This is a genomic window from Flavobacterium ajazii, from assembly GCF_010614725.1.
GTDB classification, from domain to species: domain Bacteria; phylum Bacteroidota; class Bacteroidia; order Flavobacteriales; family Flavobacteriaceae; genus Flavobacterium; species Flavobacterium ajazii.
In genome coordinates, this window is record NZ_JAAEHL010000003.1 from 257,213 (window position 1) to 280,201 (window position 22,989).

A 22,989-nucleotide genomic window follows, 5' to 3' on the forward strand; every position below is an offset into this window, starting at 1 on the left:
TTATTTTTTAGTTTCTTCCGGTTTTGGTGCATGAATTTCTCCATCATAAGAAATAAAGGCCCTGTTGTTACTATTGACTGAAAGAGATGCTCCTCCGTCAATATAAACTGAAAAAAAAAGGTCATAAACATCATCTTTACCTTTTACAGTTGCCTTTACATCGTAAGATTTTTTCTTTTTTTCAATTTGGATATTTTCAGGAACTCCTTCAAATTTTATTCCGCCATCACCTCCTCCGTAAGGGACATTAAATGCGCGCCCAAAGAAAGGCAGATCGCAGGTTGTCTTGGCCTCGTTAAATTTTAAAAAATAGGTATTATAATCTAAATTGAGAAGTCTCCCTCCCTGTGGCATGGCTTTTTGTGCTTCAAAAACAAAATTTTTAGAATCAATCAAGGCTTCAATTTCTTTTTGTTTTTGCAATTCCCTTTCTGCTTTTAGCTGTTTCTTTGATTTTTCCTGAGCTAAAACAGGAAAAACTAAGCAACAGGACAACACTAATATGAATAGTTTACTTTTCATAAGACAAATTTTTATTAGTTAATAAAAACAAAAACTATTTTTTGACAAATCGCATAGATGCAATATCGCCCGAGATAAGATTTAATGTCTTACCATCATCAGTTATAGTATAGCTGGTTATTTTTTGAAGTGCAGCCATAAAAACCTGTTCACCCTGCCCGTCCAGACACATCATTTTTGTCATGGCCATTGGCTGTGTAAAATCGATTTTATTTCCGTTCACATTTAGTTTTCCTGTAAAGGAATTACAACTGCTATTACCCGAAACCTGATTTTCTTTAATATTGAAATTTATCGTTGGTTTTTTATTTGGATATAAACCATCAAAAGCGATTCGGGGTCCGGTAATATAATTAAGTTCCCAGTTTCCTTCCAGTTTGGAAACAGCATCCTTCTTTTTACATTTAAAAACGCTACAGGAAATTAACAGGAAACTGCAAAATATAAGTATAGAAATATTCTTCATCATAATCTTAAAAGTTTAAATATTAATGAATTAGAAAACAGAGAACCTGATATTTTTTATTAAACACCTGTACGAATTTAAGGATTATTTTCGAGTTCGCCACCCAAAGCGAATTAAATTAGAACAAATAGTTTTAGATTTTTTTAACGTAAACCGTTAATGAATTTCATAGGTTTTAAGCTAAATTTACTTCATCTTTAATTTAAAAGCCTCACAAATGAAAAAAATAATTGTTTCTTTCGCTATAATTACAGCCTTAATAATTGGCTGTAAGACCAGTACAAAATCAAACGATGCAAAAACTTTAACCGTAACTTTAGAACCAAAAAGCAATAGCACAGTTACCGGAACAGCTACCTTTACAGAGAAAAACGGTAAAGTAACTTTTACAGCAAAAATAGCCGGTTTACAGCCGGGAATTCACGCAATACACATCCACGAAAAATCAGATTGTACTGCAGCTGACGGAAGTTCTGCCGGAGGTCACTGGAACCCAACCTTCAAAAAACATGGAAAATGGGGAGTAGGCGAATACCATAAAGGTGATATCGGCAATTTTACAGCAGATGCTAAAGGGAACGGAACTATCACTTTGACTACAGACGAATGGGCAATTGGCGGTGATGACGAAACCAAAAACATCTTAGGAAAAGGATTAATTGTTCATCAGGGTGCTGATGATTTTACCACTCAGCCTACAGGAAATGCAGGAGGACGTGTTGCTTGTGCAGGAATAATTAAATAATAAAACAACATCAAAAACCGTAATAACCACTATTTTTCACAAAATTTAGTGGTTATTTCATTTAAAAATTAATCTTAACACAAGAAAAAGATATAGCTTTGTATCCTCAAATTAAAAGTTAATGATTAACCCATCGGCACCTGGCTGGATAGACAAGTTTTTTAGTGAGCAAAAGTTTTCAGAAGCAATTCCTTTTGAAACACCTGATTCGTTTTACTATAACGTTAGGGAAACCGGTTTTATCTACGGTCATATCATTTCTATTGATTCTCAAATTCCAATTCAGATAAAAGGCTGGTTTAAAACCGAAATTTCAAAAACAGCCTTATTAAATACCTTGTACAATGTTTTCTGTCTGGAAAAAAAGAATTCTGAGCCGGAAAATTTTATAACAGAAGTCTTAAAATTTTATAATGAAATGAATCCTGAAGGATTTAATTTATTTAAAATGCTGCTTCCAAAAGATACTCCTGCACTTTCTTTAGAAAACATAATCGATCAGAGAGTGCAGACAAATGACAGTATCATTAGTAAAAACTTTTCGCATTTAGTAACCAATGCACTTTTATTTATAGATGTACTGGCTTTCAGGCAATATCTGGAACACGGTGCTATTCCTGATAAATATCTCAAAAGAATTGAAGAAACTGTTCTTGGAATTGTAGGTTTAGCGTTAAAAACCAAAACGATAAAATCTCAACATGACGATTTACTGATCAAACTTTTTGAGGCTTCAATCCGATATTCTAAATTTTCAAAAGTAACCGTTGAAACTTTAGAAACCTTAAATCTTGATTATTTCAAAAATAAACTGGAGCAATATTATTTAATCGACATGGCAGGAATGGCTTTGTGGAGTGATGGCGTTGTTGAAAATGAAGAAGCCTACTTTTTGTATTCATTAGGTGCTATGATGGAGGTTTCTGATAATTTTGTAACCAGGAGCATCAACACTACCAATGCTTTTATTACTACTCATAAAAATAAAATTCCGTATTTTAATTATTCAAATCCGGTAAAGCATTTTTATGACCAGATGACCCATACAGTTGTAAAATTAATTATTCGAAACAAGAACAGACTTCTAAAAGAAATTGTCCAGAGTAAGGAGTTAATGGTTTTACTGGCCTATTCTACAACAAGGGATTTGGATGCTAAGGAAAAGAAAAAAGTAAAAAAACAGCTTTTGGATATTTGCAAAACAATTCCGTCTCTTACCATTTTTTTACTTCCGGGCGGAAGTTTATTATTGCCGATTTTAATAAAATTTATCCCAACGATGTTACCGTCAGCTTTCAATGAAAATCTTGACGAAAATGAATAAAAAAAATCGCCAGTTAGGCGATTTTTTTATTGTAATGGTTAAGATTATAAATCTAACTGGTAAACCTGATCCAGCTCATCATTTGAACTGATTGTCACATTTAAATCTGTTACAAAACCTGAATTTAATCCATAAACCCAGCCATGAAGCATTAAATCCTGACCGTTTTTCCAGGCTCCCTGAACGATGGAAGTTTTAGCTAAATTGTAAACCTGTTCTTTTGCATTGATTTCTACAAACGCATTAAAACGTGCATCTTCATCTTCAATAGAATTCAAATATTTATCATGTAAACGGTACTCATCTTTAATGTGGCGAAGCCAGTTATCGATGATACCAACAGACTGATTACCCATTGCAGCTTTTACACCACCACATCCATAGTGTCCACAAACAATAATATGTTTGATTTTCAAAACATTCACTGCATAATCTAGAACACTTAACATATTCATATCAGAGTGTACTACCATGTTGGCAATATTTCTGTGTACAAAAACCTCACCTGGTTTTGCTCCAACTATTTCGTTTGCAGGAACGCGGCTATCCGAACATCCAATCCATAGCAATGGAGGTTGTTGTCCTTTTGCCAAATCAGCAAAATAATTTGGGTCTTTCGCTAATGAAGTCTCAACCCATTTTTTATTATTCTCTAATAACTGCTCATAAAATTTTCTCATTTTTTTATTTTTTGAATGGTATTTCCATGTAAAGTTACCTAAATTTTGATGGTTCTCACGTCATAGAAATACTTTAATTAATTTAATTTGTTTTAAAAATCTTCTTTCACTTCTTCTTTTTTCACCAATGCCCTTTTAGCCACATCATAATAATGCTCGATAGAAACGTGGTTATTGTTATCAGGAGTGTTCTCAAGTTCATAAGCTTCTTTGAAACCTTTAAGCTTTACTTTGATATTCTCATCGATAGCACGTGTTTCTTTAAATTCCCTGATCAAATCGAGTACATCGTGAGCAATATACTCTGTATCATGAGCATTAATAATTACTTTGGAGTTTTCCGGAATATCATTTAAGGTCTGCTTTATTGCAGCTTTATTTAAAAATGAAACTTCCTGAGCTAAATCGATATGAATGATGTCTCCATCTTCATATTCTTCTTTTTTAAAGATATAAGCTCTTTTTAAATTTCCTCTTAAAACAAAAATGATACTTATTATAATTCCCAACGCAACACCTTTCAGCAGATCGGTAGCAACAACAAAGACTAATGTTGCAATAAAAGGTACAAACTGGTATTTACCCTTTTCCCAGAAATGCATGAAAGTTGCTGGTTTGGCTAATTTATATCCCACTAAAATCAAAACGGTCGCCAGAGTCGCTAATGGAATTTTATTTAATATTACCGGAATAGACAACACGCTCATTAATAATAGTACTCCATGAATGATTGTTGACATTTTAGATTTTGCACCCGCATTGTTGTTCGCAGATGATCTAACCACAACAGAAGTCATTGGCAAACCTCCCAAAAGTGAGCTTGCAATATTTCCTATTCCTTGTGCCTTGAGTTCAACATTCGTATCCGTATAACGTTTTTGAACATCCATTCTATCTGAAGCTTCAATACATAGGAGCGTTTCAATAGATGCTACAATAGCGATTGTAACTCCTACAACCCAAACCTGTGGATTTGTTATGGCAGAAAAATTCGGTGTCACAATAATCGATTTGAAGTCATCAAAAGATTTTGGAACCGGTAAAGAAACTAAATGTTCCTTGGCAATTGCCAGTGAACTTCCTGATGAAATAAAAAACTCATTTAATACTACTCCTAAAATTACTGCCACAAGAGCACCAGGGACCAATTTTAATCTTTTTAAAAACGGAACTTTATCCCAGGAAATCAATACCACAAGTGAAATTAATGAAACCACTACAGCTCCTAAATGGATATGATTTAAAACATCAAATAAAAATGAAAAAGAATTGCTCCCATCATTTTGAATAAAGGCCTGATCACCTTCAAAATCAGCATCATAACCAAAAGCATGCGGTATTTGTTTCAGAATAATGATAATTCCGATACCCGCCAGCATTCCTTCGATTACGTTTGTTGGAAAATAATTTGATATACTTCCGGCTTTTAAAAATCCTAATGCTAACTGAATTACACCTGCAATAAGAACAGAGAGTAAAAACACATCAAAAGCACCAAAATCAGTAACAGCGGTTAATATAATAGCTGTTAAACCAGCAGCAGGGCCTGAAACACTGATATGTGACTGGCTTAAATAACCAACTACAATACCTCCAATAACCCCTGCAATAATTCCAGAAAATAACGGTGCACCCGAAGCCATTGCTATACCTAAACACAACGGAAGAGCCACCAAAAAAACCACTAAACCTGAAGCAAAATCAGATTTAAGGCTGGCAAAAAGATTAACTTTTTTTGTCATAATACAATACTAAAAATGATACATAAAAATCTACTGCATTTGTAATAAATACAGTTGGTTCAAAATAATCGGAAGTATTATACCAAGTTGGGAGGGGGTGCAAAAATGCTTGGAGAAATATTATCCAGTTTTACAATATTACCGGATAAAATGATTTTTGATTCTGTAAAAACAGGCATCAGCAGTTCATGTTCAATAGCGTCAGTATAAACAGCAGCTTTGATTTCTTTATTGGATTTCTCTTCCTCTGACATGCTGATTGTAATAGCCGCATTGTTGCTTTTCTTTATCATTGCCACAATTGTCGGCGTTGATAAGAAAGCAATAAATATGAATAATAATATGCGGGCTACTAATTTCATCTGAACAAAAATAATCTTAAACAAATAAAATCAAAGTACCTCGTTAAAATTTTTATAGAATTTTAACATTTGCAAAAAAGCTGAATAATCAAATTTGATCATTCAGCTTTTTAAATATTTCATAAACAATATTTTACAACTCTTCTTCAAGCCATGCATTCATCATCCAAATTGTTTTTTCCTGCTCTGCAATGAAGTCACTCATCATCGAATTAGTACCTTCATCATTGATTTCACCTGACTGATTAAGGATATTTCTTTCAATTTTCAACAAATCTGATAATGAATTTACAATCAGCTGAACTGCTTTTTCATCATTAGAAATATTCTTCCCAACTTTAAGTTTATTATTTTTAATATAATCCTCAAAAGTATGTAATGGCGTCCCTCCAATTGTCAGTACCCTTTCCGCAATCATATCAATTTTTAATTGAGAATCAGTATATAATTCTTCGAATTTTACGTGTAAATCAAAAAAACGTTTCCCTCTAATGTTCCAATGAATTCCTCTCAAATTTTGGTAATAAACCTGAAAATTCGAAAGCAATACATTTAACTCATTTACTAACAATTCTGATTCTTTAACCGGTAATCCTAAAATATTTGTTTTCATTATGCATCAATTTTATAGTATGTTTATTACAAATTTAAAATAACTTCTTTGAAATAATTATAAAAAAAAATTATATTTTCTTATTTTTGCATCATAAAATACTATTAAAATGACTATTACTCAATTACAATATGTTTTAGCAGTTGCCGAACATAAGAATTTTACATTAGCAGCAGAAAAATGTTTCGTAACTCAGCCTACATTAAGTATGCAAATTCAAAAGATTGAAGAAGAACTGAATATTTTAATTTTCGACAGAAGCAAAAAACCTATTCAACTAACAGATATAGGTCAAAAAATTGTAAATCAGGCAAAAAACATTGTAAATGAAGCCGACAGAATAAAAGATATTGTTGAGCAGCAAAAAGGCTTTATCGGCGGTGAATTTCGACTTGGAATCATTCCTACTATTATGCCAACGCTGCTTCCAATGTTTTTAAATAACTTTATAAAAAAATATCCAAAGGTGAAGCTTTTAATTGAAGAGCTAAATACGGATGAAATTATTATAAAATTAAAAAATGGTCATTTGGATGCTGCCATAGCTGCCACACCACTTGAAGACGAAAAAATCAAAGAAATTGTATTATACTTTGAACCATTTGTTGCTTATATTCCTGAGCATCATTCTGTTTACCAAAAAGAAGAAATTGAAGTTTCTGATTTAAACATCAATGAAATTTTACTATTACAGGATGGACACTGTTTCAGAGATGGTATTTTGAATTTGTGTAAAAACGGAACTGATATAGAACAAAACAGTTTTCAAATTCAAAGCGGAAGTTTTGAAACATTGATAAAACTAGCAGAAGAAGGTTTGGGAACAACATTATTACCTTATCTCCACACTTTGGATCTAAAGGAGTCAGACAAATTAAAACTACGCAATTTTAAAGAACCCAAACCTGCACGCGAAGTCAGCTTAATTTACCCAAAAAGCGAATTAAAAATACAAATTATTGACGCTTTAAGAAGTACAATTGCAGGTGTTGTAAAAGGAGCAATTGTTTTTCAGAATGTCCAAATTATAAGTCCTTTGCAAAAAAAATAATACCCGTTAATTCTCATTAGCATAAAATAAAAATCGTATCCAAAACTGTAAAAAACAACTTCTGGATACGATTTTTTTATGGCTTAAAATAAGTCTATTTGATTCCTTTTTTAAGTTTTTCAACTGAAGGATCTTCCAAAAGTTTTATTTGATTAACCACTATCTGTGCTATTTCTGTAGCTCCTTTTAAAGAAAGGTGAGTATCATCATCTTTTGCTTCTTTGTAATACGGATTTTCTCCTGCTTTAAAATGCAAATGTAATTGCTTTGATTTTTCAGGACCGTAAGATTGTTCCAGCAATTCAGTATAATATTCTAAATCGATAAAAGGAACTTTATATTCCTGGGCAACCAATCTGGTTTCAAGAGGGTAATCTCCATGAGTACCAATCAACACTCCTTTTTCATTGAAATTTCTTCTTGCTATTGAAGTTAATAGAATTGGAATTGCACCTTTTGCGCGACTTTCTTTTACAAAACGGATTAAATTGTGCCTGTATGCTGTATGTGGATTAGTGTAACGCAATGAATCCATATTTTTCCCATCATTATGTCCAAATTCAATAAAAACATAATCTCCTTTTTTTAGTTTTTGGTATACAGCATCCCATTGTTTTTCATCAATAAAACTTCTGGTACTTCTGCCATTTAAAGCTTTATTTTCAATAACAATATTATCATTAAAAAATTGCTGCAATACCTGTGCCCAACCGTGTTCCGGGTTCTTTTCAGGATCTTTTTTATTTGCCATAGTAGAATCTCCGATGGTATAAACGGTAGTCTTTTGTGCAAAACAAGCGGTTGAAACCAACCAAAAAATTAATATATACTTTTTCATTTTATTTGTATTAAACTATTTTGCTGCTGAAGGAACTGTAGCTTTTTCACCAATGAAAACTTCATTTAGAATTACATTTTCAGCATTTGAACTTGAAATGGCATTTTTTGCAGATTTAATTTCAATGTTGTTCAAAGAAATATTTTTAATCTTTTTGTCTGGAAATCCCTGAAGAACTATTCCTGAAGCCGAGGCTTTATTACAAGAAATATCAGAAAAAGAAACATTTGATATTTCAGACTGGTATCCTTTTCCTTCTCCATGATAGTTTGCTGTTATATAAAGACAATCTTCAACTTCGTCCAATTGAATATTTCTAACAAAAATATTTTTTATAAAACCGCCTCTGTCAGCGTTGGTTTTCAAGTAAATTCCTCGTTTTAGATAACCAACCGTTTTACAGTTTTCGACAAATACATTTTGTACGCCTGCAGACATTTCGCTGCCAATAACTACTCCATGAAGCCCTTTAAAATTACAGTTTCGGATAATAATATTTTCACTTGGAGTCGCTGAATTGGCTCTTCCTTCATGATCTCTTCCAGCTTTTATGGCAACATTGTCGTCACCATTATTGAAACTTACGTTTTCAATCAAAACGTTTTTGGCGTACTCAGGATCAATACCATCATTATTATAATTCAATGATTTATAACTTATCCCTCTAATTGTAATACTTTCAGATTTGAGTAAATGAACGCACCAAAAAGGAGAGTTTTCAATCCGTACATTTTCTAACAATATATTTGAACAGTTAAAAAACTGAATCATTTGCGGACGTAAAAAATAATCTGTTCCAAATTTTCTGTCTTTTAACGGAACATTCGTATGATTCATTTCACGGCTTAGTTCTTTTCCTCTTCCTTCTTTCGCTTTAAAAGTTTTCCATGTCTTACCTCCTTCTCCATCAATAGTACCTTCACCGGTTATGGCAATGTTTTTGCAATCATAGGCATAAATTAACGGACTGTAATTGTAAAGCATTGTACCTTCCCAACTGGTTAAGACCATCGGCAAATAATCTTCGGGCTTGTCACTAAATTTAATTTTAGCACCCTTTTCAATTTTCAAATTGACATTACTCACAAAATGAATTGGCCCATTTAAAAGATACACACCTTTTGGAACTACAATTGTTCCGCCGTTTTTCTTTTTACATAATGCCATTGCCTTATCAAAAAAAGGTTTGCTATTGGAAATTGAATCGCCTTTAGCACCCAACTTTACTACATTAACCTGATAAGAAGGTATTTTTGGCAACTGAATAACATTTATAATGGAATCTACTTTTGCTCCTGGAAATTTATTGTCCTGTGCAAAAATGACTGTTGAAAACAATATGAGAAAAAAAAGTCTAAAATTCATAATCCATATTTTTACAGACAAAACCTAATCGATTCTGCGATAAATCACTCTTAATCAATATTTTCTAAATTATTCTTTTTTGCCCATTTCTTATATTTTTTTAGAACTTCTTTAGGCTCATTAGAATACCATGAATAACCATTTCTTCTTTCTTCACCAATATCTGTTATATATTTCTTTTTAATCCCGTCACGATCACAAAAGAATGCTTCGTTCGTATCTAGTTCTGCAAATCTTGGCCAAATTGGCGCACTATCTACCATAGGATACATTTTTTTTCCTATTACCTTACCTTCTTCATCATATATACGTTCTTCCTTAAGATTCGTTATTTTTGTTTTTTCAAACCAGTCGTAAGCACTTTTAACAGCTGTTTTAATTTCCGGCGAAGGATTATCGATTGACATTAAAAACAATACAACTTTTGCAGATTCCTTTCCGCTTAAAGAAGCAAGTTCATAAGCTCTTGCATCAGCTGGTGCAAAAGTAACTTCGTCATGTTGCGCGCACCACACTGTCAAAACGCCATTTTGTTTGTATTGGGTTTTTAAAATACATTCAATTCCTTTATTAACTGCAATTTTGGCTTTGTCAATAACCTCTTGCGATGGCTTAATACTGTAATACGGAGTTTCATTTGCTATTTCTTTTAGCACATTCAAAACATCCACCATTGAATTGTCATTATAGGTAATATGTGTATAATATCCTTTTTTCAAAGGAAAATACTGAGGCCAGCCACCATTTGGATATTGTGCTGAAAGCAAATAATTTACTGCTTTTAAAAATGAATCCTTGTATCTTTCATCTTTTGTCTGTGCATACATTTTTGACACAAAAAGAATTTCCTGCGTTGTAGCCCTGTTATCTATCGTGCAATCTTTTCCGGATGATTTTAATGCCACTAACTTGCTTTTTTCTTCTTCCGTTAATTCCTTCAACATTGGAATATTTTTTGGCCACCCACCAATATCCCTTTGATAAAGCAAAACATTTTCTCCCACTTTTTTGCCTTCTTCCGAACCAAACCAGGCGGAGTAGCTTTTTAAAATTAAATCCGGCCACTTTTTGGCTTTATCCTGCGCATTTACACAAAAACTGCTACTGATTAAAAGTAATAATGCTGTTTTTTTAAGTTGATTCATTTAGTTTAGTTATTAATTTAGTTTTAGTTATATTCAGTTATTTATTTAGTTACTCTAAACCAATCGATTGCCACATTTCCGGCATCATTAATTACTCCTTCCCTAAGTGCTAAAAAACCCATTTTTGCACCAATCCATTTACCTTCCCTTGCTGTAAAGCTTTCTCCAACAGGGTTAAATTTTTCTCCGTCTTCACTATAGAAAAAATTACAAATTCCGCCAGCTTTCACTTTCACCTGCAGGTAAATTGTTTTGTCGGCTATCGCAATTCTTTTGCTTTCTGATTCAATTCCTTTTTTATCTGATTTTAGTGCTGTTTTTTGAGAAAGAAATAACTTTCCCTCATCTTGTTTTAAACATAAAAAACTATAATCCAGTCCCATAATTACTAATCCGGTAAACTCACCGTCGAATCGGGAATTAAATGTAATTTTTGTTGTTGCTGTAAACTCATTTGCAGGTAATTTTTGTAAAAGCAAGTTTGGAACATCAAACAGATTGTTATAATCTTTAGGTACAGGAATGCAACTTAGATTATAATAACCCATTGTAGTAGGAAGTCCCCAGGTTATCTGTGGATTGGCATGCCATTGCCATTGAAGTCCAAGTTTTGGACTATTGAATTCGTCACTTTCTGGCGGTGTTGCAACAGGAAATATTTTTTTACCAACATTAGGCTTTTTGTACACCATAACGGGCTCCCCTATACCATCGTTATCCTCATCATTTCCGATTACCGGCCAATCATTCTGCCACTTCATAGGCTGTAAATGGACAACTCTTCCGTAAGCAAACTGATCCTGAAAATGAATAAACCAGTCTTCACCGGTTTGGGTCTGTACCCACGCTCCCTGATGAGGACCATTTATAGTTGATTTGCCCTGATCCATCACTTTTCTTTTCTCATAAGGTCCAAAAACATTCTTAGATCTCATAACAGTCTGCCAGCCAGTAGCTACTCCTCCTGCCGGAGCAAAAATATAATAATACCCGTTACGTTTGTAAAATTTAGGACCTTCAATAGTCTGTTCATCTTTATGTCCGTCAATAATCATAACATCATCATTATTCGCTGACAAGCCATCCGGATTCATTGTACAGACAGCCAAAGCACTTTTTATTCCTGCACGGCTGCCTGCAAAGGCATAACCAAGATATGCTTTGCCATCCTCATCCCACAAAGGCGTCGGATCAATTAAACCTTTGCCTTCTTTTACCATAACTGGTTCAGACCATGGCCCTTCAGCTTTTTTAGCTTTCACAACATAAATTCCAAAATCAGGATCCGGATAATAAATATAAAATTCATTTTTATGAAAACGAATGCAGGGAGCCCACACTCCGTTTCCGTGTTGAACTTTATTATATATCTCCAAAGGTTTTTGTTTAGAAAGGGCATATCCAATTAATTTCCAGTTTACCAAATCTTTTGAGTGAAGAATAGGTAATCCTGGAATACAATTAAAAGATGAAGCCGTCATATAATAATTATCTCCTACCCTGATAGCATCAGGATCAGAATAATCGGCATACAAAATAGGATTTTTATAAGTACCGTCACCCTGATCGGCTACCCAGACATTCGAATTGTTTTCATCCTTTTGCTGCGCAACTAAATTTTGCACTAGAATACACAAAAAAAGAGATGTTATTTTGAAAAATTTCATTTAAGGTGTATTATCTGTTTAATTCTAATGCTGCTAAAATAAAAGGTCCTGTTGCTTTAGGATCATTATCTTTCTTTTTTTCATTCACATAATATTCATAAGAGCCATCTCTGTAAGGAGTCCCTCCAAGTCCAGCAACCTGACAAGCCTGGGTTAATGTAATAGTTCCATCAGCATCAACTTTGATTAATTGAGTAGTCAATCCATCAAAAGCTTTGTTTGCCAGTTTTTTAAATTTTGATGGTAAATAACCTTTGTTTGCTCCTTTTGCAAATGCATAAGCAAACATTGAAGAACCTGAAGCTTCTAAATAATTATCTTTTGAACCTGCTCTATCAGTTACCTGATACCATAATCCTGATTTATCCTGATATTTTGCTAAACTCTCAGACGCCTTATTCAAATAACCAACCAGTTCTTTTTGTTTTGGATGATCTTTTGGGAAATAATCCAATACATCAACAAGAGCCATTACATACCAGCCAAGAGCTCTTGACCAGAAATTTGGAGAATTTCCTGTTTCTTTATTTGCCCAAGGCATTTGTTTGCTTTCATCCCAACCGTGATATAACAAACCAGTTTTTGGATCAGTTGCATGTAATTGAATTTCTTCAAACTGATGAGCAATATCATCAAGGTTTTTTCCATTTTCAAAAGTTGCAGTATATTGTGCATAGAAAGGCTCTCCCATATACAACCCGTCTAACCACATTTGATATGGATAAATCTTTTTATGCCAAAATCCTCCACTGTTGGTTCTTGGCTGTTCTGTCAGCTGTTTACGCAACAATTGCAATGACTTCAGGTATTTTTCGTCTTTTGTTTTATCATACGCATTAAAAAGCAAACGACCGGCAACAATCATATCAATATTGTATTTTTCCAGTTCATAGGTTTTAATTGAACCATCACTTTCAATAAAATTATCTAAATATCCCTGGATATAGTTTGCATACCTTATATCCGGATTCTTTTTGTATAACTCCTGAAATGAATACAAAACCAGTCCATGAACATAATCCCATTTTGGAGCCTTTGCATCGTCAATCTGCCAGGATTCCGGATGACGTTTCATCAATGTCAAAGCCATTTTATCAGACCATTTCAAATCTTTAGAAACTACTGTCTGATTTTGAGAATCTGAAGTCTTTGCTACTTCCGGCTTGGCAGTTTTACAACTAAAAAATGTAAATGACACTAAAAGTGTTGCAAATTTTAAAGTATTTAACGTGCTGTTTATCATAATATTTATTTTTGACTTTTTATTGAAATTTATTTATCTAATTCTATCGCTGCTAATAAAAATGCTCCTAATCCGTGAGAATTGTCAGTTACAATCTTTTCGTTCATATAATATTCAAACGAACCATCACGATAAGGATTTCCACCCAATCCTGCGCTTGCACATACTTGTGTGATATGAACTTCACCATCCTTATCTACCTTTATAAGATTTTTTATTAATCCTTCAAAACCTTTATCCGCTACCTTTTCAAATTTTACCGGCAAATAACCTTTATGCACTCCTTTAGCAAGAAAATAAACCAACATTGAAGATCCTGAAGATTCTAAATAATTTCCTTTCTTATTTTGCAGGTTCGGAATTTGGTACCACAAGCCTGTTTTATCCTGATATTTGCTTACCGCAATAGCCAATTCATTTAAATACTTAATCAATTCATTACGTTTTGGATGATCTTTTGGAAAATAATCCAATGCGTCTACCAACGCCATACCATACCAGCCAAGTGCTCTTAACCAAATATGAGGCGCTGTTCCTGTTTCTTTATTAGCCCATGCCATTTGCTTGCTTTCATCCCAGGCATGGAAATACAAATCTGTTTTTATATCAAATGTATGCTGGTGAAGCAATTCAAATTGATGAGCAACATCATTTAATTTTTCTCCTTTTTCATACTCAGCTGTATATCTTGCATAAAAAGGTTCTCCCATATACAAACCATCAAGCCACATCTGGTTCGGATAGATTTTTTTATGCCAAAAACCTCCAGATGGTGTTCTTGGATAATCATCAAAATTATTTCTTAATGCTTTTAAAGCTGTCAGATATTTTTCTTCTTTTGTTTTGTTGTACAAATCGAAAAGTATTTTTCCTGCGTTTATATTATCAAGACTATGATTTTTAGGATCGAACTTTTTAATGTTACCCGTTTCATCGATAAATGTATCTGCGTATCCTTTTACATAATCATAATATTTTTGATTATTGGTTTTCTCATAAAGTTTCTGGTAAGCTGTCAAAATCATACCAATTTTATAATCCCACTTTGGAGCTTCGTGGTCATCTATTTTCCATGCTTCTGGATGTCTTTTAATTATAGACAAAGCCATTCTTTCTGACCATTTTAAATTACCAGCAATACTCTTCTGACTTTGAATATTATCCTGAGCAATTGTTTTACCACAGAAAAAAAGCAATACGATAATTGCAGTTTTAAAGAAATTTGTATTTATAGAAATCATCCTTAATTATTAAAATTAGATTTTAGCTTTTTATAATGAGAATATTTTTGCTTACAAAACTAATCCCCCAACATATTATTTGATCAAAATTTTAATCTTTAATTGACTCTATTTTCTTTTGATTGATGTAAGTGTCAATAAATTTAAATTTTTTGATGTTTTTCAGTAAATAAATCGAGTCTGCTTTTTCGATAACTACGTTTTTAAGTGTTACGTTTTCTACGGGAGACTCTTTATAACCTTCAGCCCAAACACCATATCTTCCAGCTTTTTTTACTTTTATATTTTCAAGACTTATATTTCTGATAACCGGAATAAAATTGCCTGTTTGAGCCCCATATACATTATAAAACATGTTTAATTTCAAAACACATTCTTTAACCGTTCCCACTTCCAGATTTCTTACATAAACATCTTCAATAATTCCTCCTCTTCTCGAATTGGTTTTAATACGAATCGCTCTGTCAAGATTTGGGCTGTCCATGACACAATTCTCAACAAAAACATTATTTACTCCAGCTGAAATTTCACTTCCAATAACAACACCTCCATGGCCGTCAATCATTTTACAATTTTCTACAATAATATTCTTACTTGGCATTGCTACTCTTCTTCCATCAGCATCTCTTCCTGATTTTATAGCGATACAATCATCTCCAGTATTAAAAACACAGTTCTTAATAATTATGTTTTGGGAATATTCAGGATCACAACCGTCGTTATTTGGACCATGACTATTAACTGTAACTCCATCAATAATAATATTATTTGTTTTTAATGGATGTAAAACCCAAAAAGGAGCATTAATAATCTTTACATCTTTTATCAAAACAGTATTACATTCAAAAAACTCAACAAAATTAGGACGCAGGTAACGTCCATCTCCAAAAACTCTTTCTGAAACAGGCACGCCTTTCTCTGCCATATCAACTAAAACTTCACGATTCGCAGGATCATTTTGAGAAGGAATACCTTTTTGCCATCCATAACTTTTACCCCCTGACCAGACCCACCAGTTTGTACTATCAGCCTGACCGTTTAGAATTCCCTTTCCTGTTATAGCTATATTTGTTTTATTTTTAGCATAAATAAGAGGGGAGTAATTCATCAATTCCGTTCCTTCAAAAGATGTATGGACTATGGGATAATCTTTTGGATTTACACTAAAAAGAATTTCAGCATTATCTTCTAAGTGCAAATTAACATTGCTTTCCATATGTATTGGCCCTGTCAGATATTTACCATTTGGTACAATTACTTTCCCGCCTCCATTTACAGAACATTCCTTTATAGCCTTTTCAAAAGCAATAGTATTCATTGTTACTCCATCAGCAAGAGCTCCATAATCTTTTACATTATAACTTTTGTCAGCAAATTTAACCTCAGTAATACTTTTAATAATCAAATCCTTTTTAATCCAAGGATCAACAATTGCCATGTCTGTAGTTTTGGTACCACACGACACAGCCAATAAAACATATCCAGTAATAAAAAAAGACTTATACATCAACGATTTACAGACACTCATTTTTAAAATATTTTCTGTTTTTAAATCTAACTTTTGTTGGCAATGTAATCGATTACACGAAAGTAAAAAAATAGATTGAACTCAACAAATTTATTTAAAAATAATTTATACATTTAATTTTTATTATAAAATTAATTTACACTTTTTGTAAAAAAATATACAATTTTTTATTATTGTCTTACTATATTTGACGAATAAAGTAATTGTAGGTAATCGATAACATTTTAAGTTGGGGTATCCAAAAAAAATGTATTTTTGTGTTAAAATAATCAAAATATTTTTTTTGAATGAGTGAAAAAATAACCATTTATGACATTGCAAAGAAGCTAAACATCACTGCCGCAACGGTTTCCAGAGCTTTAAATAATAATCCCAAAATAAAAGAAAGCACACGAGAATTAGTTCTTGAAACTGCTGCTTCAATGAACTATAAACAAAACAAATTAGCTTTAGCACTAAAAAGTGGAAGAAGCAATAATATTGGTGTTATCGTTCCTCGTATTGACAGTAACTTTTTCGCATCTGTAATTAGGGGTATTGAAGAAGAACTTTACCCTCACGGTTATCAGGTTATTATTTGTCAGACTCATGAAAACCCAAAAAGAGAAAGTGAAAACTTATACACATTAATTGACGCCCAGGTTGACGGTATTTTAATGTCTGTTTCTGATGTTAATGATGAAAACAACAGTGCTTTCCGCAATGTATTAGAAAAAAATGTCCCTTTGATATTTTTTGACCGAAGCAAACATATAGAAGGCGTAAGTTCTGTTACTATCAATGACTTTAAAGGAGGCTACATCGCTACAAAACAACTTATCAATCAGGGATGCAAACATATCGCACATTTATCCGGGGATCAGTCATTAGAAATTTTCAAAAACAGGTTTTTGGGATACAAACAGGCTTTGCTTGATAATGGAATAGAATTTAACGAAAAATATGTTATTCAGTCTAAAAGTAGCGTTGAAGCCGGGAAAGAGGCAGTTGACATCTTATTAGAACTTGAAACTCCACCTGATGCTATATTCTCTTCAAGTGATTTTGCTGCTTTAGGCGCCATCCAGGAACTAAACGAAAGAAATATAAACATTCCGGATGATTTTTGTGTAGCAGGCTTCAGTAACGAACCTTTTACAAAATTCATGGAAATGTCTATAACCTCTGTAGATCAGTCTCCCCTTGAAATGGGAAGAATGTCTGCTCGCGTATTCTTAGAGCAGGTAGACAAAACCGATACCATTAAAATCGAAAAAAAGGTAGTTCTTGCTCCGGAATTACACATTCGTAAATCTTCAACAAGAACTACCTCTTAGTAGTTTTAAGGATACGATTAAACATATATCCAGATTATTTTTTAAACCATATAAAGTCCATTTGAGAAAAGTATAAAATACTAACTAAATGAACTTTTATAACTTATATGGTTATTTTTAACACTTTCTATTTTAAAGCGAAACTCCTCTTTTCCAAGGAATAAATACATCTTGTTTCAGCTGATCTGCTTTTGTTTCAACGTTTCCACTTGCCAATTCTATAATGTAATCTACCAGTTCTTCTCCAACTTCGGTGATGTTTTTTTCACCAGTAATTACGGTTCCAGCATTGAAATCGATAATATCCGACATTCTGTTAGTTAATGCTGTGTTTGAAGCAATTTTTACCACGGGTGCAACCGGATTTCCCATCGGATTTCCTAAACCTGTTGTAAATAAAACAACGGTCGCTCCCGCTCCAACTAATCCTGTGGTACATTCAGCGTCATTTCCTGGCGTATTTAGAAGATTTAAACCCGGTTGTGAAATGTATTCACCGTAATCCAAAACATCTACAATAGGTGCAGTTCCACCTTTTTTAGATGCACCAGCAGATTTCATAGCATCGGTAATTAATCCGTCTTTAATATTTCCTGGAGATGGGTTCATATCAAACCCAGAACCTGCATCTACAACTGATTTTTCAAAAGCTTTCATCAAAGATAAAAACTTGTCTGCTTTTTCTTCGGTCACACATCGGTTCATCAATTCTTGCTCAACACCACATAATTCCGGAAACTCTGCCAAAATAGATTTGGCTCCCAAAGCTGCGAAAATATCTGAAACAACTCCTAAAGCCGGATTTGCAGATATTCCTGAAAACCCGTCGGATCCGCCACATTCCAAACCAATACTTAATTTTGAAACAGGAGCAGGTTTACGTTCAATTTGATTGGCTCTTTTAATAGCTTCATAAGAATCTTTAATCACCATTTGGAACATTTGATCGGTAGTTCCAATTTGTTGTTGCTCATAGATCAAAATTTCTTTATCATAATTTGGGCTCATTTTTTTCAAAGCATCTTGAAAAATACTAACCTGCAAATTTTGACATCCCAAACTTAAAATAGTTGCACCAGCAACATTTGGATTGTTCACATATCCTGCAAGCAGTTTTGCCAACAATTCAGAATCTTGTCTAATTCCACCACAACCACCTTGATGATTGATGAATTTTACTTCAATATTATCTAGAAGATTTTCATTTGAATTTCTTTCAGCAACTTCTTCTACACTTTTTTCTTCAATTAAAGAGCGTAGCAAATTTTTATAAGAAACTTCTTTTTTTGGCAGTAATTCGTTTTCGAAAATATCTTTCAATTTTTCGATATTTTTGTTTTCACAAAAAACCAAAGGAATAAACAACCAAACGTTTTTCGTTCCAACCTGCCCATCCGCACGGTGGTATCCGTTAAAAGTTTTGTCTTTCCAACGATCTACATTTGGCGGAGTCCAGCCCAAATTTCCTGTTTTACGAAAAACTTCTTCGCTTTGATGCTTTACGTTTTCGGTCGTAATTACGCCTCCTTTTTTTATAGGCTCTACAGCTTTTCCTACCAAAACGCCGTACATTATAATTTCATCACCAATTGCAAAATCTTTCTCTGCAATTTTATGTTTTGCTTTAACATCAGTTATTGGTGAGACTGTAGTTCCTTCAAACATAATTTGTTCATTTTGCACCAAATCGGTTAAAGCGACAATTACGTTATCTGCAGGATTTACTTTTATCAATTTTTTTTGCATGATCTTTTTTTTTTGTAAAGTAACGTAAATCTATTAGATTTTGTTGCTAAAATTAGCATAACCTTTTTCAATTCCATTTGCTTCAATTTCATTCAAAGCTACCACTAAAGCCTCTGATAGACCGTTAATTTTTGTTAAATCTTCACCCCAGAATTCAGTGTTAGCTAAAACTTTATTCACTACTGAATCCAAAGCTCCTAATTCCCAGGCATTTTTAAATGCTTCAACTAACTCCGGAGTATCTTTTACAGGCAATTCTTCATTGTTCCAAGTTCCTTTGTAGAATTGGATTAAACAAGCTAATGAGAAAGTTAAACTAACAGGTAATTTTTTATTACTGTTGTAATATCCTAATAAACTTGGCAAAACTCTCACTTTAAATTTTGAGATAGAGTTTAAAGCAATATCAGCCAATGCGTGTTTGATAAACGGATTTCTAAAACGGTCCATTACCTCTTCACAATAAGCAGTGATTTCATTTTTGTCCATAGCAAGGGTTTCGCTGATTTCAGCAATAACGCTGTCTACAAATGGTCCGGTAAAATCACCATTAACAGTTTCCATTACTAATTTGTTACCGTATAAAAGTGAACAAGGAACCATTGCGGTATGTGCACCGTTTAGAATACGAACTTTGATCATTTTGAAAGGACGAATATCGTCAACAATCTTTACATTCAAATCCGTTTTGTGGAATGGTAATTTAGCTTTCAAATCATCTCCTCCTTCGATAGCCCAAAGGAAAAATGGTTCAGCAGCAACAATTAAATTATCTTGGTAATCTAATTTACTATTGTATTCTTCAATATTAGCTCTTGGATATCCAGGTACAATTCTATCAACCAAAGTACTATGATACGTACAAGCATCAGATACCCAGATTTTGAATGCGTCCTCTAATTTCCATAAATCAACATATTGTAAAATAATTTTTTTAAGAGTTTCAGAGTTATAGTCAATCAATTCACAAGGAATGATAGTCAATCCTTTAGAAGCATCGCCATTGAAATGTTTGAATCTTTCATATAATAAAACAGTCAGCTTTGCAGGAAATGAAGCAGGTGGCTGCATATCCGGAGTATCAGTTCCGATAAATTCAATTCCTGCCTCAGTAGTATTTGAAACAATAAACTGAAGTTCTTCTTCTTTGGCCAAAGCTAAATAATCAGCAAAATCACTATATGGATTTATAGCTTTTACAATATTATCAATCAGCTGAATGTCTTGTATTTTTTCTCCTTTTTTAATACCGTTCATAAACAAAGTATAAAGACCATCCTGATCATTAATCATGTTTACCATACCATCTTTTAATGGCTGAACAATTGCAATACCGGCATTAAAATCAAGCTCTTTGTTTAGTCTATGAAAAGCGTAATCAACAAATGCTCTAAGGAAATTACCTTCACCAAACTGAACTACTTTAATAGGCTTTAATTCTTCTAAACCTGTATTTACTCTATTTAATTTTTTCATTTTTAAATCTTCTCTAAAAGTGTTATAAATAACCTCATTAATTCCTTACCCGTTTCATTATTGTAAAAGAAACATTACACTTGTAAAAAACAAACAAAACTTGCTGTGAGGAGTGACAAGTTTTATTTCAAGCGTAATGTTCAATTACAACCTTTAAAACTCTAAAAAAAACTGCTTTCCAAATAAGAAATAACTGATTATTCCTTATTTATTATTTTCTAATATTTTTAATGATGTTCAAAACATCGCTTACTTTATTTTTCAAGCCTTCAAAGTCCTGTTTATCCAACAAATCCTTCGAAATCAACTGAGAACCAAGACCCACACACGTAGCACCTGCATTCAGCCATGAAGACAAACTTTCTTCAGTTGGATAAACACCTCCTGTAGGCATAATTGTAGTCCATGGACATGGCCCTTTTATTGCTTTAATAAACTCTGGCCCGTAAGTATCAGCAGGAAACAGTTTTACCACTTCACAACCCAATTCTTCGGCTCTTGCAATTTCAGAAAGTGTACCACAACCAGGAGACCACAATACTTTTCTTCTATTACAAGCAATCGCAATATCTTCTCTAAAAACCGGCGTCACAATAAAATTTGCACCTAAACTCATATACAATGAAGCTGAAGCAGCATCAGTAACAGAACCAACCCCCAAAATCATTCCAGGTAATTCTGCTAAGGCATATTTATTTAAAGCCCCGAATACTTCATGAGCAAAGTCACCTCTACTGGTAAACTCCATTAATCTGGAGCCTCCATCATAACATGCTTTTAATACTTTTTTACTTAACTCAATATCAGAATGAAAAAACAAAGGAACCATCCCGTTGTCTTTCATTGTCTGAGCTACTTCAATTCTTGAATACTTTGCCATACTTTTTTATCTTGATACTAATCCCGCAGAATTTCCTCCTGCCATGTTTTCAACTTCTTTTAATGTAACTAAATTATAATCTCCGGCAATTGTGTGTTTCAAGCAACAAGCAGCTACTGCAAAATCTAATGCCTTTTGTTTATCATCTTTATATTCAACCAATCCATAGATTAATCCTCCCATAAATGCATCTCCACTACCTACTCTGTCAATTACAGGCGTTACTTCTTGTACAGCGGCATTATAAATTGAAGAACCATCAAATAAAACCCCACCAATTCTTTGATGTGAAGCACTAACTGAATAACGTAATGTAGTTGCCACAGTTTTTAAGTTCGGACAAAGCTCGTACAACTTAGAATATAAAGCTGGTAATGATTCTTTATTTTGATAATCCGGATTTACTTTAGGAATTCCTAACATAAAATAGGCTGTGTCAATATCTCCTAAAATAACGTGACTGTATTTTAATAACTCAGGCATAACCTCGCTTGGAGTTTTACCATATTGCCATAATTTTGATCTGTAATTCAAATCACATGAAATGGTCAATCCCAATTCATGTGCTACCTGAACTGCTTCCAGACAAGCTTCTGCAGCACTTTGAGAAATAGCAGCTGAAATTCCGCTAAAATGAAACCATGTCGCTCCTTCAAGTACTTTCTTCCAATCAACATCTCCTTTTTTTATCGTTGCCATCGAGCTGTGCGCACGATCATAAACAACATTACTTCCTCTCGTTCCTGCTCCAGTTTCTAAATAATAAGTCCCTAAACGTTCACCGCCATAAACAATACTCTTAGATTCAACATTCATCTTACGCATCTCCTGCACAGCGCAGTAACCAATTTCGTTTTCTGGTAATCTGGTAACAAATTCTGCATTGATACCATAATTAGCCAAAGAAACACAAACATTAAATTCACCTCCACCGTAAGATGCTGTAAATGCTTTAGCCTGAGAAAAACGCAAATGTCTTTCAGTTGAAAAACGCAACATTATTTCGCCGAACGCAACTACTTTACTCATTGTCAATATT

At 33.3% G+C, this 22,989-nt stretch carries 21 protein-coding genes; 4 read left to right on the forward strand and 17 right to left on the reverse strand.

All coding sequences use genetic code 11. The annotated features are described in order from the left end of the window. Together GWR14_RS06560 and GWR14_RS06565 are read right to left on the reverse strand one after the other, a co-directional pair. Positions 1-522 carry a DUF4251 domain-containing protein gene (locus GWR14_RS06560; protein WP_163408232.1) on the reverse strand — a complete coding sequence of 174 codons (522 nt, stop codon included), beginning with the start codon at positions 520-522 and terminating at the stop codon, positions 1-3. A gap of 34 nt (positions 523-556) precedes the next feature. Further along, positions 557-991 (reverse strand): META domain-containing protein, encoded by a 435-nt coding sequence (locus GWR14_RS06565; protein WP_163408233.1) that lies wholly within the window; start codon positions 989-991, stop codon positions 557-559. A gap of 214 nt (positions 992-1,205) precedes the next feature. Between GWR14_RS06565 and GWR14_RS06570 the strand changes: the two genes are divergently transcribed. Together GWR14_RS06570 and GWR14_RS06575 are read left to right on the forward strand one after the other, a co-directional pair. Further along, entirely contained in the window at positions 1,206-1,733 is a 528-nt protein-coding gene (locus GWR14_RS06570; RefSeq protein WP_163408234.1) for a superoxide dismutase family protein, read from the forward strand. 121 nt (positions 1,734-1,854) lie between these two features. After that, complete coding sequence (locus GWR14_RS06575) at positions 1,855-3,057, forward strand: LETM1-related biofilm-associated protein (protein ID WP_163408235.1); 1,203 nt, start codon at positions 1,855-1,857, stop codon at positions 3,055-3,057. A gap of 44 nt (positions 3,058-3,101) precedes the next feature. Here the strand turns inward: GWR14_RS06575 and can are convergent, their stop codons facing one another. From can to GWR14_RS06595, 4 genes are all read right to left on the reverse strand, one after another. Beyond that, positions 3,102-3,737: a carbonate dehydratase gene (can, locus tag GWR14_RS06580; protein WP_163408236.1), complete on the reverse strand. Its 636-nt coding sequence runs from the start codon at positions 3,735-3,737 to the stop codon at positions 3,102-3,104. Positions 3,738-3,829: 92 nt separating this feature from the next. Next, the gene (locus tag GWR14_RS06585) at positions 3,830-5,479 is read right to left on the reverse strand and encodes a SulP family inorganic anion transporter (RefSeq protein ID WP_163408237.1); all 1,650 of its coding nucleotides are present in this window, start codon (positions 5,477-5,479) and stop codon (positions 3,830-3,832) included. Positions 5,480-5,556: 77 nt separating this feature from the next. Continuing rightward, positions 5,557-5,841: a hypothetical protein gene (locus GWR14_RS06590; protein WP_163408238.1), complete on the reverse strand. Its 285-nt coding sequence runs from the start codon at positions 5,839-5,841 to the stop codon at positions 5,557-5,559. A gap of 133 nt (positions 5,842-5,974) precedes the next feature. Further along, a complete protein-coding gene (locus GWR14_RS06595; protein ID WP_163408239.1) occupies positions 5,975-6,454 on the reverse strand; it encodes a Dps family protein in 480 nt (159 codons plus the stop codon). Between the two features lie 109 nt (positions 6,455-6,563). Between GWR14_RS06595 and GWR14_RS06600 the strand changes: the two genes are divergently transcribed. After that, positions 6,564-7,505 (forward strand): LysR substrate-binding domain-containing protein, encoded by a 942-nt coding sequence (locus GWR14_RS06600; RefSeq protein WP_163408240.1) that lies wholly within the window; start codon positions 6,564-6,566, stop codon positions 7,503-7,505. Positions 7,506-7,599: 94 nt separating this feature from the next. On the opposite strand, the gene GWR14_RS06605 is transcribed toward GWR14_RS06600, so the two are convergent. From GWR14_RS06605 to GWR14_RS06635, 7 genes are all read right to left on the reverse strand, one after another. Continuing rightward, positions 7,600-8,343, reverse strand: a complete 744-nt coding sequence (locus GWR14_RS06605) for a rhamnogalacturonan acetylesterase (protein WP_163408241.1) — start codon at positions 8,341-8,343, stop codon at positions 7,600-7,602. Positions 8,344-8,358: 15 nt separating this feature from the next. Further along, on the reverse strand, positions 8,359-9,708 hold the full coding sequence (locus GWR14_RS06610; RefSeq protein ID WP_163408242.1) for a glycoside hydrolase family 28 protein: 1,350 nt from the start codon (positions 9,706-9,708) through the stop codon (positions 8,359-8,361). Positions 9,709-9,758: 50 nt separating this feature from the next. Then, entirely contained in the window at positions 9,759-10,853 is a 1,095-nt protein-coding gene (gene pelA, locus GWR14_RS06615; RefSeq protein ID WP_163408243.1) for a pectate lyase, read from the reverse strand. Between the two features lie 41 nt (positions 10,854-10,894). Next, positions 10,895-12,520 (reverse strand): glycoside hydrolase family 43 protein, encoded by a 1,626-nt coding sequence (locus tag GWR14_RS06620; RefSeq protein WP_163408244.1) that lies wholly within the window; start codon positions 12,518-12,520, stop codon positions 10,895-10,897. A gap of 10 nt (positions 12,521-12,530) precedes the next feature. Beyond that, complete coding sequence (locus GWR14_RS06625) at positions 12,531-13,763, reverse strand: glycoside hydrolase family 88/105 protein (protein ID WP_163408245.1); 1,233 nt, start codon at positions 13,761-13,763, stop codon at positions 12,531-12,533. A gap of 29 nt (positions 13,764-13,792) precedes the next feature. After that, positions 13,793-15,004 (reverse strand): glycoside hydrolase family 88/105 protein, encoded by a 1,212-nt coding sequence (locus GWR14_RS06630; RefSeq protein ID WP_163408246.1) that lies wholly within the window; start codon positions 15,002-15,004, stop codon positions 13,793-13,795. A gap of 91 nt (positions 15,005-15,095) precedes the next feature. Beyond that, a complete protein-coding gene (locus GWR14_RS06635; protein WP_163408247.1) occupies positions 15,096-16,532 on the reverse strand; it encodes a glycoside hydrolase family 28 protein in 1,437 nt (478 codons plus the stop codon). Positions 16,533-16,819: 287 nt separating this feature from the next. Here GWR14_RS06635 and GWR14_RS06640 point away from each other — a divergent pair, with 287 nt between their 5' ends. Then, the gene (locus GWR14_RS06640; protein WP_163408248.1) at positions 16,820-17,848 is read left to right on the forward strand and encodes a LacI family DNA-binding transcriptional regulator; all 1,029 of its coding nucleotides are present in this window, start codon (positions 16,820-16,822) and stop codon (positions 17,846-17,848) included. A gap of 132 nt (positions 17,849-17,980) precedes the next feature. Here the strand turns inward: GWR14_RS06640 and GWR14_RS06645 are convergent, their stop codons facing one another. The 4 genes from GWR14_RS06645 to GWR14_RS06660 all read right to left on the reverse strand — a co-directional run bounded on the left by GWR14_RS06645 (position 17,981) and on the right by GWR14_RS06660 (position 22,979). Next, entirely contained in the window at positions 17,981-19,594 is a 1,614-nt protein-coding gene (locus tag GWR14_RS06645) for a UxaA family hydrolase (RefSeq protein WP_163408249.1), read from the reverse strand. 33 nt (positions 19,595-19,627) lie between these two features. Next, a complete protein-coding gene (locus tag GWR14_RS06650; RefSeq protein WP_163408250.1) occupies positions 19,628-21,070 on the reverse strand; it encodes a tagaturonate reductase in 1,443 nt (480 codons plus the stop codon). Between the two features lie 211 nt (positions 21,071-21,281). Then, positions 21,282-21,950 carry a bifunctional 4-hydroxy-2-oxoglutarate aldolase/2-dehydro-3-deoxy-phosphogluconate aldolase gene (locus tag GWR14_RS06655; RefSeq protein ID WP_163408251.1) on the reverse strand — a complete coding sequence of 223 codons (669 nt, stop codon included), beginning with the start codon at positions 21,948-21,950 and terminating at the stop codon, positions 21,282-21,284. A 6-nt stretch (positions 21,951-21,956) separates the two neighbouring features. Further along, entirely contained in the window at positions 21,957-22,979 is a 1,023-nt protein-coding gene (locus tag GWR14_RS06660; RefSeq protein ID WP_163408252.1) for a sugar kinase, read from the reverse strand. Positions 22,980-22,989: the final 10 nt, after the last annotated feature.